General features: G+C 61.0%; 11 protein-coding genes and 2 tRNA genes. 6 read left to right on the forward strand and 7 right to left on the reverse strand.

Annotated elements, in window-relative coordinates; all coding sequences use genetic code 11:
- Window positions 1-102: 102 nt before the first annotated feature.
- From R1W00_RS07600 to R1W00_RS07610, 3 genes are all read right to left on the reverse strand, one after another.
- Window positions 103-2,076 carry a site-specific integrase gene (locus tag R1W00_RS07600; protein WP_317262128.1) on the reverse strand — a complete coding sequence of 658 codons (1,974 nt, stop codon included), beginning with the start codon at window positions 2,074-2,076 and terminating at the stop codon, window positions 103-105.
- 119 nt (window positions 2,077-2,195) lie between these two features.
- Window positions 2,196-2,270 (reverse strand) — tRNA-Asn (locus R1W00_RS07605).
- Window positions 2,271-2,340: 70 nt separating this feature from the next.
- Entirely contained in the window at window positions 2,341-3,222 is an 882-nt protein-coding gene (locus R1W00_RS07610) for an MBL fold metallo-hydrolase (protein WP_317262129.1), read from the reverse strand.
- A gap of 40 nt (window positions 3,223-3,262) precedes the next feature.
- Between R1W00_RS07610 and R1W00_RS07615 the strand changes: the two genes are divergently transcribed.
- From R1W00_RS07615 to R1W00_RS07640, 6 genes are all read left to right on the forward strand, one after another.
- Window positions 3,263-4,564, forward strand: a complete 1,302-nt coding sequence (locus R1W00_RS07615) for an ATP-binding protein (protein WP_317262130.1) — start codon at window positions 3,263-3,265, stop codon at window positions 4,562-4,564.
- Between the two features lie 262 nt (window positions 4,565-4,826).
- The gene (locus tag R1W00_RS07620; protein ID WP_317262131.1) at window positions 4,827-6,422 is read left to right on the forward strand and encodes an ABC transporter substrate-binding protein; all 1,596 of its coding nucleotides are present in this window, start codon (window positions 4,827-4,829) and stop codon (window positions 6,420-6,422) included.
- 96 nt (window positions 6,423-6,518) lie between these two features.
- Entirely contained in the window at window positions 6,519-7,526 is a 1,008-nt protein-coding gene (locus tag R1W00_RS07625) for an ABC transporter permease subunit (RefSeq protein ID WP_317262132.1), read from the forward strand.
- 1 nt (window position 7,527) lies between these two features.
- Window positions 7,528-8,421, forward strand: a complete 894-nt coding sequence (locus tag R1W00_RS07630) for an ABC transporter permease subunit (protein WP_317262133.1) — start codon at window positions 7,528-7,530, stop codon at window positions 8,419-8,421.
- Between the two features lie 2 nt (window positions 8,422-8,423).
- Complete coding sequence (locus R1W00_RS07635; RefSeq protein ID WP_317262134.1) at window positions 8,424-9,425, forward strand: ABC transporter ATP-binding protein; 1,002 nt, start codon at window positions 8,424-8,426, stop codon at window positions 9,423-9,425.
- Complete coding sequence (locus tag R1W00_RS07640; protein WP_317262135.1) at window positions 9,418-10,374, forward strand: dipeptide ABC transporter ATP-binding protein; 957 nt, start codon at window positions 9,418-9,420, stop codon at window positions 10,372-10,374. The genes R1W00_RS07635 and R1W00_RS07640 overlap by 8 nt, the downstream gene beginning before the upstream one ends.
- Window positions 10,375-10,376: 2 nt before the next feature.
- Here R1W00_RS07640 and R1W00_RS07645 read toward each other — a convergent pair whose 3' ends face one another.
- From R1W00_RS07645 to R1W00_RS07660, 4 genes are all read right to left on the reverse strand, one after another.
- Entirely contained in the window at window positions 10,377-12,611 is a 2,235-nt protein-coding gene (locus tag R1W00_RS07645) for a xanthine dehydrogenase family protein molybdopterin-binding subunit (RefSeq protein WP_317262136.1), read from the reverse strand.
- Entirely contained in the window at window positions 12,608-13,072 is a 465-nt protein-coding gene (locus R1W00_RS07650; protein ID WP_317262137.1) for a (2Fe-2S)-binding protein, read from the reverse strand. Before R1W00_RS07650 ends, R1W00_RS07645 begins: the two co-directional genes overlap by 4 nt.
- 76 nt (window positions 13,073-13,148) lie before the next feature.
- A complete protein-coding gene (cysG, locus tag R1W00_RS07655; protein ID WP_317262138.1) occupies window positions 13,149-14,528 on the reverse strand; it encodes a siroheme synthase CysG in 1,380 nt (459 codons plus the stop codon).
- Window positions 14,529-14,773: 245 nt separating this feature from the next.
- Window positions 14,774-14,849 (reverse strand) — tRNA-Ile (locus R1W00_RS07660).
- Between the last annotated feature and the right edge of the window lie 96 nt (window positions 14,850-14,945).

Consider the following 14,945-nt stretch of genomic DNA (forward strand, 5'->3'; position numbering starts at 1 on the left):
CTTGATGTATTTAGGCAAATGGGTTGCCCCATCTGCCCAAACTCACCACCTGTTTCCAGGCGGCTACCACTCAATTTTCCTGTGCAAAGGAAGGTTCTCAGCTCATACCACACGCAAGCGTTTGCGCGTGGCCTGCAAGTCCGACACTTTTGCATTATTGCCGTCGGCAAAGGGGCTTTTGATCATCGAAACGTCGATGTCCACACGCTGCACAATCTCATGCAGGTATGCGAGATCATGACCATCACCTCTATAGTGCTTTAGGTTAACCGTCTCAATCTCGTGCCCCATTAGAATATGGCGCAATTCACTGTCGGTTCGGGCCTTGATCTGCTCGACGTTGAATTGTGTGCGGAAGCTGTGAAAATCGATGCGCTTTTCATAGACATGATTGGCCTTGCGGAAACGCGTAAAATCCTTGGTGAAGTTTTCTGACAGGGTTCTGCGGTTCTTTCCGCGCTTCAGGTGCGGGAACAGGCGATCCTCACCTTCGCGCCGCCGCAAAGCCACCAGATCAAGGAAGCCAAGTGCAATTAGGCTGTCGTGCAGGGGCACACGGCGCGTTGCCGCTTTGGATTTCAAACGCTGCCATTGTGCGCCCACCTTGATATCGAAAAAAACAATACTGTTTTCGGTCCGGATATCGTCAGTGCGCAGCTGCAGCACCTCTTCTTCACGTAGACCGTGGAGGACCGCAATAATCACCGCCCAGAACAATGGATCGCCAATATCGGTGATCTGTCCTTGGAATAGCGGGGTTCGGAACAGCTTCGGCAACTCATCTCCCCAGATCTTACGGCTGTTGTCTTCTTGAAGAATTTCGAGACGTTCCAGCTCCCCCTTGGACCATATCACATTTTCCATGAAATTCTCTGAGAGGTAGCCAAGGGCCTCCATATAGCGCACGACGCGTTGGGCGTCCTGCATATGCCGATAGACCGTGTTCACGCGAAGCCGCGCGATGTTTTCCTGATGCTCAGCGGCTTCGATGTTGCCCTGACTTGCACCGGTTTTTTTCAACTGCGCACGAACAAGTGCCTTGTTTTTCTGCTCTTCAAAGTCCGTCGCCTCAACGATTTCGCGGATCGTTCGCACTTCCTTGGAGGATTTGCCGTGTTTCGCTGGCACCCTTTGGATAATCGAAAACGCTTCAATAAAATCCGCTTTCGTCAGATCGCCAAGCTGTTTATCGCCAATGACGTCGATCATCAGCTTGGCGTTGGCTTTGACCGCAAGCTCTTCTGGTCGCTTGCCCTCTTTGCCCGCCAAACGTGCCTCGCTGTATTTTTCATATGCTTCAGACAGCTTGAGAGACGCCTTTTTCGTCGCCTTTGAGGGCGAAGGTTGGATCGGTTCAGACGCAGTCAGTGGTGCACTGACAGGCGCAGAAGTCGTTGCCGTCGCAGGCTCTGCTATCACTTGGGCAACGGGGGCTGCGTGAACTGCAATGGCCGTAGGTTCTGCGCGATAGGCAGGCATTGAGGGCGCAACGTCAGCCTTCATCGCCACTTCAAAGAAACGGCTGCGGTCAGAGAAAACACCCTGATCACGCTGTGAACGCTCAACACTCAGATCCAGCAGCACACGTGTTGCCTCATAAGCAATGACCATCCAATTTTCTTCATTGGTCATGATGTTTACTCCGAGACGCGCAGCGGCAGCTTGAACAGGTGCACGCGCCACCTCACGGTTGCGCAACAGCAGCGCTTCACGCAGTGTGTCTTGCAAGGCAAGCTCTCGTTGAGCGGCCATCTGCGCTTCTTTGCGTGTGCGTTCAGGTGCAACGGCGCGTGCTTGGTCCGATGCTGCGATCTCAAATCGCACCAGCTCGGTCAAAACCCGCTCCATCAGACCTGTTTCCATGTTCGCAAAGCCTCTCGAATAGTCGAAGGCGAGGGAGCTGAGCCACGTCAAACGGCGGGCCAGCACCTCGGCCTCACGAACAACATTGGTCTTCAAGGAAAATACGAAAAACCGGCTTGAGGCGTTTTCTGAAAAAAACTTTGGGACGCGCCGCCGCCAGTAAAACGACGATGGTCTGCGTTCCAGATGCAGGCATGGTGTTGGTCTTCTCAATGCTCCGACTCCCACTTGGGGTTTGTGTAATCGGATGTGACAGAGAATGTGCCCAAAACGACAAAAGCGCCCCGAGATGGAGCGCTTTGTCGTTTTTTTCCAACCTGCAAGAGGAAGGTTGGCTCCGGCGGTAGGGATCGAACCTACGACCAATTGATTAACAGTCAACTGCTCTACCGCTGAGCTACGCCGGAACAACTGGGGGGTATTTAGCAACCTGTTCTGGGGACGTCCAGAGGCAATTTGAAAGATTTTTGAACTTTTTTATCTTAGCGAAAAAATCGCCTGTAAAGACAGGGCTGGCGCGGCGGTGATCTGGTTTCTGTCCATAAGATCAATAAGATGGGCCATCACGTTGCGCAGGGCGGCGCCGTGCAATCGCGGGTCGACATCGGCGTATATCCTTTTGGTCAGGCCCATGGGCGTATCGGCCTGTTCTGCAAGGGCCGCGCGGATCTGGTCGGTGCGCATTTGGCGGTGATCCAGCAGCTCTTGCAGGCGCGTCTCGGGGTTTTCCACCGGATCCCCGTGGGCGGGCAGGAATCGGGTGAAGCCGCGATTCTGCAATTTTCGGAGCGAGTGCATGAAGGCGCGCAGATCGCCATCGGGCGGAGAGACCATCGACGTGGCCCAGCCCATGACGTGATCGCCACTGAACAGGACGTCGCCCATGGCAAGGCTGATGTGGTTGCCCATGTGGCCGGGCGTGTGGATCGCGCGCAGCCGCCACTCGACGGTGGCGATCTCTTCACCGTCGCACAGGGTGATGTCGGGGATGAACGACCAATCCACACCTTCGCCGCCGCCAAGACCGTCGATCCCGTCCAGATCGCTGCGCCGGCCCGCGTGGCTGTCGCCAAAGGCATAGATCGGCGCGCCCACCTGATCGGCCAGACGGCGGGCGAGGGCGCTGTGATCCAGATGGGAATGGGTCAGAATGACGTGGGTGATCTGTGCGCCGTTCCCCGTGGCCCCCAGAATCGCCGCCAGATGCGCGTCGTCATCGGGGCCGGGGTCGATCACGGCGACCCGATCCGTACCCAGCAGATAGGTATTCGTGCCATGATATGTCATCGGCGACGGGTTCGGCGCCAACACACAGCGCACGCCGGGATGGATGTCGCGGATCGGGGCAGGGGGGATCATAGCGCTTTCCTCTGGTCGCACGCGCGGCTAGGGTTCGGGCATGAGACAATGGCTTAAGAATGCATTGCCGCGCAATCTGTACGGGCGGGCGGCCCTGATCGTGATCTTGCCGATTCTGTCGGTGCAATTGGTTGTGTCCGTTGTCTTTATTGAACGTCATTTCCGCGATGTCACGCGCCAGATGACCCGTGGCGTGGCCCAAGAGGTCGCGTTCATTCAAGATGAGGTGCAATCGGCAGACGACCCAACCGGGCGTCTGGAGGAACTGGCGCCGGTTCTGTCGGCCCTGACGATCGAGGCGCGGCTAGAGGACGGTGCGCCCCCCCTGACACGACGGTTGTTTTACGACCTGTCGGGGCGGTTCGTGGTGCAGACCCTTACCGAGATGGTGCCGGGAGTAAAAGCCGTCGATCTGGTCGAGAACAAGCGGCAGGTTCATGTCTATCTGGACCGACCGGACGGGGTGTTGCGCATCGTGGTCCCGCGTCAGCGTGTGTCGGCGTCCAACCCGCATCAGTTGCTGGTGCTGATGATCGGGACCGGCATTCTGATGACCCTGATCGCGTTTCTGTTCCTGCGCAATCAGCTGCGTCCGATCAAGCGCCTAGCCCGCGCGGCCGAGGCCTTTGGGCGGGGGCAGAGCGTCCCGTTCAAACCCACCGGCGCGATTGAGGTGCGTGCGGCGGGCAATGCGTTTTTGAACATGCGGGCGCGGATTGATCGCCATATCGAACAGCGCACCCTGATGTTGCTGGGGGTCAGCCATGACATCCGCACGCCCCTGACGCGGCTCAAGCTGGGCCTGTCGATGCTGGACGAGTGCGAGGACACCGAGGCCCTGCAACAGGACGTCACGGATATGGAACGGATGCTGGATTCTTTCCTTGAATTCGCACGGGCCGAGCGGGTCGAGGATCCCACGATCACCGATCCGGCCACCTTGGTCACCGATCTTGCCCAGAAGATGCAGGTCGATGTGGGGCGCGTGGATCAGGGTCCGCCGGTGCCCCTGCGCGCACTCGGTGTTGCGCGGGCGTTGCAGAACCTTGTGTCCAATGCGCAATCCTATGGCACCAACTGCCGGATCAGCCTTGAGCGGTCCCCGAAAACCTTGCGCTTCAGCGTTGAGGACGACGGTCCCGGTATTCCCGCCGACAAGCGCGATGTCGCGATGCAGCCGTTTTCGCGTCTGGATGAATCGCGCAACCTTACCAATGCGCCGGGGGTGGGGCTGGGCCTTGCGATTGCGACCGATATTGCGCGGGCGCATGGGGGGACCCTTCGCCTTGGGGAAAGCACGGATATGGGCGGTTTGCGCGCCGATGTGATCCTACCGATCTGAAACAGGCGCCGGTCGCTTCGTGACCATCGCCAATCACCAACGGCGGGTTTCCGCCCAAAACGCCGCATTTTCGCGCGAATACGGGGTGACGTCAGGTCACTTCAGCGTGTGGGCCGGATCGGTGGTTGCAAAATTTGACCGCTTGGGAAAAGATTTTTTCTGCGGCACGGGCTGAGTCCATTCACGAACATGCGAACGGATGCCCCGCGACCGCCAAGCCGCATCAAACGCGGTAAAATCACCAATTTGGGAGTTTCTATCAATGTCATTGCGTACGCTTCTCGCCACGACGGGCCTGCTGATTGCAACAGCCGGTGCCGCCGCAGCCCAAGGAACGTTGGTCTATTGTTCCGAAGGCAGCCCCGAGGGCTTTGACCCTGCGCTGTACACGTCGGGCACCACGTTCGATGCGTCCAGCCAAACCGTCTATTCGCGTCTGGTCGAGTTCAAAACCGGCACGACCGAGGTTGTTCCGGGTCTCGCCGAAAGCTGGGAGGTCTCCGAGGACGGTCTGGAATACACGTTCAAACTGCGCGGCGATATTCCGTTCCACACCACGTCGTTCTTTACGCCCTCGCGCACGTTTAACGCAGATGACGTGATTTTCACGTTCGAGCGTCAGTTGAAAGACGACCATCCGTTCCACACCGCATCAGGCGGCACGTGGGAATATTTCGACGGCATGTCGATGGGCGACCTGATCGCCTCGATCGAAAAGGTCGACGACCTGACCGTCAAATTCAAACTGAACCGGACCGAAGCGCCCTTTATCGCAAACCTCGCGATGGATTTCGCCTCGATCCTGTCGGCCGAATACGCCGATAGCCTTGCCGCCGCTGGCACGCCCGAGATGCTGAACCAAGAACCGGTCGGCACCGGCCCGTTCCAGTTCGTCGCCTATCAAAAAGACGCGGTGATCCGCTATACCAAGAACCCCGCCTATTTCCGCGATGGGCTGCCGAAGCTGGACAACCTGATCTTTGCGATCACGCCCGATGCTTCGGTGCGCTATCAAAAGCTGCAGGCGGGCGAATGCCACGTGATGCCCTATCCGAACCCCGCCGATCTGGCCGAGATGTCGGACTCCGAGGACATCGTCCTGAAAGAGCAAGAGGGCCTGAACGTCGGCTATCTGGCCTATAACACGCAGGTCGCGCCCTTTGACAATCCGGTGGTGCGCAAGGCGCTGAACATGGCGATCGACAAACAGGCGATCATCGACGTGGTCTTCCAAGGGGCCGGTCAGGTTGCCAAGAACCCGATCCCGCCGACCATGTGGTCCTATAACGAGGCCGTCACCGACGACAATTACGATCCCGAAGCCGCCAAGGCGATGCTGGCCGAGGCCGGTGTCAGCGATCTGGACATGAAAATCTGGGCCATGCCGGTTCAGCGTCCCTATAACCCCAACGCGCGTCGTATGGCCGAACTGATGCAGGCCGATTTCGCCGAGGTCGGTGTGGACGTTGAAATCGTGTCCTATGAGTGGGGCGAGTATCTCGACCGGTCCAAAGATGTGGATCGTGACGGTGCGGTTCTGCTGGGCTGGACCGGTGACAACGGCGATCCCGACAACTTCCTCGCGGTTCTTCTGGGCTGTGACGGGGTAGGCGGGTCGAACCGCGCGCAATGGTGCTATGAGCCGTTCGAGGAAATCATCCAAAAGGCCAAGACCAGCAGCGATGCCGCCGAACGCACCGCCCTCTATGAAGAGGCACAGGTGATTTTCAAAGAGCAGGCACCTTGGGCCACCATCGCCCATTCGGTCGTGTTCATGCCGCTACGCCCCGAAGTTGAGGGCTATGTCGTGCACCCGCTCGGCAGCCACATCTTTACCGAAGTGTCGCTGGCCGAATAAGACCGCGGATCACGTGATCCCACGCGGGACCGGCCACGCCGCCGGTCCCGTATCTGTCTGACTTCGGGCCCCGCCCCAACTTGCTAGGCCCTTGATATGCTGCGTTATTTGCTGTCGAAACTGATGACCTTTGTGCCCACGTTTATCGGGGTCACATTGATTTCCTTTGTCTTTATCCGTGCGTTGCCCGGCGATCCGATCATCGTCATGGCGGGTGAGCGCGGGATTACCCCCGAACGGTACGACGAACTGCGGACCCAGTTCGGATTTGATCAGCCGATCTATATCCAGTTCTGGGATTACCTGACCGGCGTGTTGCAGGGGGATTTGGGCACCAGTTTCGTCACCAAAAAACCGGTCTGGGATGAATTTTTCGCCCTGTTCCCCGCGACGTTGGAATTGTCGCTGTGTGCGATCATTCTGGCCGTTTTGATCGGCGTGCCCGCCGGTATCATTGCGGCCACCAAACGGGGTAAATTTCTGGACCGTGCCCTGATGTCGACGGCATTGATTGGCTATTCGATGCCGATCTTTTGGTGGGCGCTTTTGCTGATCATCGTGTTTTCGGGCAACCTTGGCTGGACACCGGTGTCGGGACGGATTGATCTGCTGTATTTCTTTCCGGCGCATACGGGGTTCATGTTGATCGACAGCCTGCTGTCGGGGCAGGACGGCGCGTTTGGATCGGCCGTGAAACACCTGATCCTGCCGTCGATTGTTCTGGCCACGGTGCCCTTGGCGGTGATTGCGCGCCAAACACGGTCCGCCATGCTTGAGGTCCTCAGCGAGGACTACATTCGCACCGCGCGTGCCAAGGGTCTGGCACCCGCCCGTGTGAACGGTGTTCACGCCCTACGGAACGCGATGATTCCCGTAATCACAGTGATCGGCCTGTCGGTTGGCACGTTGCTGGCCGGTGCGATCCTGACCGAAACGATCTTTAGCTGGCCCGGGATCGGGAAGTGGATGGTCGATAGCATCTTCCGCCGTGACTATCCGGTGGTGCAGGGGGGGCTGTTGCTGGTCGCTGTTGCGGTGATGGTCGTCAATCTGGTGGTCGATCTGTTGTACGGCCTCATCAACCCCAAAATTCGAAAGCGTTGAGATGAGCGATACCGTATCCACCACCCCCGAACGCCCCAGCCGCCTTGCCGAATTCTGGTTCTATTTCCGTGAAAACCGTGGGGCCGTGATCGGCCTGTGGGTGTTCGCGATCTTTGTCGCGCTGGCCGTTCTGGCCGACGTGATTGCACCCTTTGATCCGATTGCCCAGAACCGCGATGCCACGCTGTTGCCGCCCCTATGGCAGGACGGCGGGACGTGGCCGCATATCCTCGGGACCGATCCGCTGGGGCGGGATATCCTGTCGCGGCTGTTGCACGGGGCGCGCTATTCCTTCTTTGTCGGGATTGTCGTCGTGGTCGTTGCAGCCACCGGCGGGATCGTGATCGGCCTTGTCGCGGGGTTCGCGCCGCGCTGGCTTGATACGCTGATCATGCGGATCATGGACATCATCCTGTCCTTTCCGTCACTGTTGCTGGCACTGGTTCTGGTGGCGGTTTTGGGGCCGTCCCTGTGGAACGCGATGCTGGCCATCGCGATCGTTTTGCAGCCCCACTATGTGCGTCTGACCCGCGCCGCCGTCCTGACCGAGCGGTCCAAGGACTACGTCACCTCGGCCCGTGTGGCGGGGGCAGGGCGCGCGCGTATGATGTTCATCACTGTCCTGCCGAACTGTCTGGCTCCGATCATCGTTCAAGCGGCCCTGTCGTTTTCGAACGCGATTTTGGACGTGGCTGCGCTCGGGTTTCTGGGGATGGGGGCGCAACCGCCAACGCCCGAATGGGGCACCATGTTGGCCGAAAGCCGCGAGTTCATCCTGCGCGCATGGTGGGTCGTGACCTTCCCCGGTTTGGCGATCCTGATCACGGTTCTGGCCATCAACCTGATGGGCGACGGTTTGCGCGACGCGCTTGACCCCAAACTAAAGCGGAGCTGATCATGTCCCTGTTGAACATCCGCAACCTAAGCGTCGATTTCCAGACCAGCGGCGGCCAATTCCGCGCCGTGGACGGGGTCGATGTGACCGTCGATCAGGGCGATGTCTTGGCCATTGTGGGCGAATCCGGCTCGGGAAAATCCGTGTCCATGCTGGCCATGATGGGCCTGTTGCCGTGGACCGCGACCATTACGGCGGACGAGATGTCGTTTGACGGCACCGACCTGCGCACACTGACGCCCAAGGACCGGCGCCGTGTGATCGGGCGCGATATCGCGATGATCTTTCAAGAGCCGATGTCGTCCCTAAACCCCTGTTTCACCGTCGGTTTCCAGATCAAAGAGGCCCTGCGCCTACACATGGGCATGGACCGCGCTACGCGTCATCGCCGTGCCATCGAGTTGATGGATTTGGTCGGCATTCCCGACCCCGAGGCGCGGTTGCGCGTGTTTCCGTTCCAACTGTCTGGCGGGATGTCGCAACGCGTGATGATCGCCATGGCGCTGGCCTGTAACCCGCGTCTGTTGATCGCGGACGAACCTACAACCGCGCTGGACGTCACCATTCAGGCGCAGATTTTGGACCTGCTGCGCGATCTGCAGGCGCAGACCGATTTGGGTCTGATCCTGATCACTCACGACATGGGCGTGGTCGCGGAAAACGCCCATCGGGTTCAGGTGCAATACGCCGGTCAAAAGGTTGAGGAACAGCCGGTTCTGGGCCTTTTTGAAACGCCGCGCCATCCCTATACGCAGGCCCTGTTGGCGGCACTTCCCGAGCGCGCGCGCGGACGTCGTTTGCCAACCATTCCGGGCGTTGTACCGGGACAGTTCGACCGGCCAAAGGGGTGCCTGTTTTCGCCCCGCTGCGCCCATGCGACGGCGCAATGCCGTGATGCAGTGCCCCCTGTGACCGACGCTGCACAGGGGTTCGCGCGCTGTTTCTACCCCCTGAGCGACGCGGGCGAACCGCGCCAACAACTCTCCGAGGTGAGCCATGATTGATCCGTTGGTAGAGGCGCAGGCGCTGTCGATCCAATACCCCGTCGGCGGGGGCCTGTTTTCCGCGCCGAAACTGGTGCGCGCGGTGTCGGATGTATCATTCGCCGTGCGCCCGGGTGAAACCTTGGCGATTGTGGGGGAATCGGGCTGTGGGAAATCCTCGCTCGCCCGCTTGATCACCATGATTGAGGAACCGACCGGCGGGACCCTGACCCTCGACGGACAGGCGGTGACGCCCGACAAATGGGCCGACCTGCGCAGCACGGTTCAGATCGTGTTTCAGGACCCCTATGGATCGCTTAACCTGCGCCATCGCGTGGGCACGATCCTTGAGGAGCCGTTGCGCATCAACCGCCCCGACATGACCGCGTCCGACCGTCAGGCCAAAGCGCGCGAGATGATGGAACTGGTCGGCTTGCGCCCCGAACATTACGACCGTTTCCCGCATATGTTCTCGGGTGGTCAGCGTCAGCGGATCGCGATTGCCCGCGCCCTGATGCTGAACCCGCGTGTGGTTGTGTTGGACGAACCGGTCTCGGCGTTGGACCTGTCGATCCAGTCGCAGGTTTTGAACCTGTTGATGGACCTGCAAGAGCGTCTGAACCTTGCCTATGTGTTCATCTCGCATGACCTGTCCGTGGTGCGCCACGTCGCCGATCAGGTGATCGTCATGTACCTAGGACGCGCCGTTGAACAGGGTTCACGCGATGACGTGTTTGCCCATCCGCGCCATCCCTATACCAAGGCCCTGTTGTCCGCGACGCCCTCGGTCACGCCGCGTGATGCGGATCATCAACGGATCAAGCTGCAGGGCGAATTGCCCTCACCGTTGAACGTACCGTCGGGCTGTGCCTTTGCGCCGCGGTGTTGGAAAGCGACGGATGTGTGCCGCCGAACTCGACCCGAGCTGGACGAGGCCGTACATGGCGCGGCCTGCCATTTTCCTGAGTGAGTTCAGGCGAATGTGACGAACTTGTCGAACGGCATCTCCCGCAACCGTTGCCCCGTGGCCGCGAAGATCGCATTGGCCAGCGCGGGCGCAGCGGGGGGCACGGGCGGCTCACCAATGCCGCGGATTTTCGGCGCGTTTTCTAATCCCCGCACATGAATTTCGGGGGCTTGATGGATGCGCATCCCCTCGGCGTCCCAGAAATTGACCTGTTCTGCGGCGCCACCCGCATAGGTGATCTGGCTGTTCATCGCGTGGCCAAGCCCCCAGATCACGCCGCCCTGAACGATGTTCTCAAAGTTCAGCGGATCGACCACGCGGCCCACATCCGCCGCGACCCACACATTGGTGATGCGAATGCCATCGGCCGTATCGGTGACCTCAACCACTTCAGCGACGGGCACGCCAAAGCTCTCGACAAAGGCAACGCCAAGACCGGTTCCGGCGGGGCGCGGGCGGGTCCAATCGGACATTTCGGCGGCGGCCTCTAGCACCTTGCGGTGATAATCGACCTTGCACATGTCGATGCGCGCGGCCATCGGGTCGGCGTCGATGGCGTGCAGGATTTCATCCATAAAACCCTCGGCAAAGAAGCCCGCACTGGACGCACCAACGGACCGCCAAGACGACACCGGCGAAAGGCCGGGCGTTTGATATCCCCGCACGCGCAACCGCCCGATATCATAGGTCATATTCCAGACACCGGCGGCAATTTGCAGATCCGGTCCCGCAACGGGCGCCCCCATTCGCCCCATTTGTGAGCGTGTGACAGAGGGCGAGGCGATGTCGATTTCAAGGTGATCCACGCGGTCGCCAAATGACCACGCGCGCATTCGGCCCATCGAGATCTGACGGGGGAAATCCTGCGCAAAGTCCTCTTCGCGGGACAGGCACATCTGAACGGGCGTGCCGCGCATCTGATTGGCGATTTCGACCGCGCGGACGACGTGCTCAAACTCCAGCCTGTGGCCAAAACTACCGCCCGCGAATTGTTGGTGGAATGTGATCTGGTCGGGCTCCATTCCGATGGCCTTAGCCGCCAGACGGACGGCGAATTGCGGGATCTGGTGCGCGGTCCAGATCTCGGCCCCGTCCTCGGTCACAAGGGCGGTTGCGTTGAGCGGCTCCAGCGGCTGATGCGCCACATAGGGCGCGCGATATTCGGCCTCAACCACCACGGCATCGTGGGGCCGCGCGGCGTCCACCTCGCCATCCTCGCGCCAGACCTTATCTAAATTATCCTCGGAAAATGACGCGGCCAGAGCGTCCCAGTGCGCGTCTTGTTCCGGCGGATAATCGGCGGGTGCCCAATCACAGTCGACGGCGTTCACGGCCTGAATGGCCGCCCATGTGGTGTCGGCGACGGCGGCGATCCCGCCGGTGACTGGTACAACGGCCTGAACTCCGTTCATGCCGCGCGCGCCCGTTGCGTCAAAATCGTTCAGCGCCCCGCCCTTGGCGGGGTTCAACCGGACGCTGGCAAACACCATTCCGGGCAGGCGCAGGTCGATCCCGTAGGACTGTTGCCCCGTGGATTTCGCGGGGATGTCGCTGCGCGGGACGGGTTTTCCGATCAAACGCCACTCGGACGGATCGCGCAGCCGAACGTCGTTCACAGGCGTGGTCGTGGCGGCAGTCGCGGCCAGATCGGGGTAGGGGATGCGCGTCCCGTCGGGCAGGATCACCGCGCCGTTTTCGGTACGCAGGTACGCCACCGCAACGCCCGTGTGTTTGGACGCCGCCGCGCGCAGGGTTTCACGCGCCATCGCGCCGGCCTGACGCAGCTTGTCGAAACTGTCGGGCACGGCGGACGACCCGCCGGTCAATTGCAACCCGATCAGTTTCACCGCCGCCCCCGCAACCGCGCGCATGGTTTCGGCGGTGCGGCCCATGTCGGTGGGCATGAATGGCACGGCCTCGGCCGCCAGCGCGGTGTTGAAATAGGCCGCATCCGGCGCGGCAAAACGGGTTTCGAACCCGTCGGGCGCTAGGTCCAGTTCCTCGGCCAGCAACAGCGCCTCCATCGACGATACGCCTTGACCCACGTCGGTGTGGGCGGTGATCAGGGTGACGCCGGTCGGGTCAATCATGATCCATGGGTTGAAGGTCACGCCATCCGAAGGAACGGTGTTCGCCAACGGGTTTGGGTGGGGCGTCGCGACCTTATACGCGCCAAAGGCAATGCCGCCCGCGATGGTTGCAGATCCGAACAGGAAAATGCGGCGGGTGAGGCGACTCATCCTTTGTCCTCCGATAGGGTCTTAGCGGCGGCATGGATCGCGGCGCGGATGCGGACATAGGTGCCACAGCGGCACAGGTTCCCGCCCATCGCGTCGTCAATATCCTGATCCGTGGGCGCGGGGGTGGCGGTCAACAGATCGGCGGCCTGCATGATCTGCCCCGACTGACAATATCCGCATTGGGCGACCTGTTTGTCGATCCACGCGGCCTGAACCGCAGCGCCGACGGGTGTGTCGCCAAGCGCCTCAATCGTGGTGACGGGACCGGTGACATCGGCGGCGGGCACCTGACAGGACCGCGTCGCGATCCCGTCGATCCAGACGGTACAGGCCCCACAAGCCGCAACGCCGCAGCCGTATTTCGTGCCCGTCAGGTTCAGCACATCGCGCAGCACCCACAACAGGGGCATGTCATCCGGCACATCCACCGAATGGGTTTGTCCGTTGATCCGCAGGTCCATCGCGCGCCTCCCTTGCCTTATCCCAAGGTGGCGCGCGCCCCGTTCAATGACAAGGGGTCGTAAAGGTCACCCGACGTCAGGCGGATACGGGCAATGCGCGGGTAGGGGCCAGATGTTTGGGGTAGCGCACGAACAGGATGGCGGGGCTGTGGATGTCGTTGCACGTCACCGCGTCGGCTAGATTGGCAAGGGTGGTTTCCACGTGCTGTTCCCGCGCTGTGCTGGCATGGGCGACGATGTCGACGGGGCAATCGGCGGGGGTGCCTGCCGCCAACAAATCGGCCTGAACCCGCGCGGCACGTTCAACGGCCATGTAAAACGCCATGGTCGTGCCGGGGCGGGCGAGGGTGCGGTGATCGGGTGCCTCATCGTCCGGACGGGTCGTGCCGGTCGACAGGATCAGGGTGTCGGTTTCGCCGCGCACGGTCAGGGGCGCAGAAATCGAGGCGGCGGCGGCCGAGGCGGCGGTGATGCCGGGGACGATTTCAACCTCAATCCCTGCGGCGCGGGCGGCCTGCAATTCCTCGGTCGCGCGGCCAAAGACCGACGGATCGCCCGATTTCAGACGTACAACGCGCAGACCCTGTTGGGCGGAGGCCACGATAATGCGGTCGATTTTGTCTTGGGGCCAGCTGTGCGCGCCGACCTCTTTGCCGACGAACACACGGTCACAATCGCGCCGCGCCAGCTCCAGCACCTCAGGGTCCACCAGACGGTCGTAATAGACCACATCGGCCTGTTGCAGGCGCTGCACCGCGCGCAGGGTCAGCAGATCGCGCGCGCCGGGCCCCGCGCCGACAAGGGCGATGTGCCCCTTGGCCTTGGGGGCGGACCCGGCGGAAATCGCGGATTTGAGCATCTCGGCGGCGGCATGTTCGCGTCCGTCCACATGGGCCTGATAGGCGGGGCCGCTGAACGCCCATTCCCAGAACGAGCGGCGGTCGGCGGGTTTCACGCGGGCGGCGACACTGTCACGCAGACGTCCGGCAAGGGCCGCAAACCCGCCCAGACGCGGGGAGAGCATCGTTTCGACTTCGGTCTTGATGCGGCGACCCAGAACGGGGGCTGCGCCTTCGGTCCCGATGGCAACAACGACCGGATCGCGATCCACGATGGACGGTGTCACCGCGTCGCACATGTCGGGGCGGTCGACCACGTTCACCACGGCACCGGCGGCGCGCGCCATGCCTGCGATGCGGTTTTCCTCGGCCTCATCGCCCGTCGCGATGAACACCAGACCCGCGCCGATAAAGGTACAGGGCGTCGCGACCGGTTGGTGATGCGCACGACCCGAGGCGACGATCCCCTCCATTTCGGGGTCCAGATCGCGGGCGGCGATCGTGATATCGGCCTCGGTCTTGAGGATCAGGCGCAGCTTGCGCGCGGCCTCAATCCCGCCGCCACAAATGACAACGCGTCGCCCATCCATCCGCAGGAACATCGGAAAGTTTTTCATCGCTCAAGACCCAAGTTCACCACCAAGCACGCAAAAAGAACCGCTGACATGCCATCTTATTGGCGTGTCGAGCGGCGTTGCTCAGTTAAATATCAAGAAGAGACACGACATCATTGCCGTTATCTAACTGCTAGCTCGCGTGGTGGTGACATGTACAGGCAGAGCGGGGCAGGGCGCACGCAGCCCGCGCAAAACACCGTCAAATGCCCGCCGATTGGGCGCGGTGCCTAATTGATGTGCGAAAATGGTAGGCCCGGAGGGATTCGAACCCCCAACCAAGGCGTTATGAGCGCCCTGCTCTAACCGTTGAGCTACAGGCCCGACCTGCCAATCTCAGTACCAGAAGGGCCGGTCCCGTCAAGCACTTGGTCCCCATCCGCGCCAATGTCCCGCTTGGGCGTGGACAGCGCCGCAACA

The sequence above is a fragment of the Rhodovulum sp. FJ3 genome (assembly GCF_032918305.1).
GTDB lineage: Bacteria > Pseudomonadota > Alphaproteobacteria > Rhodobacterales > Rhodobacteraceae > SAT37.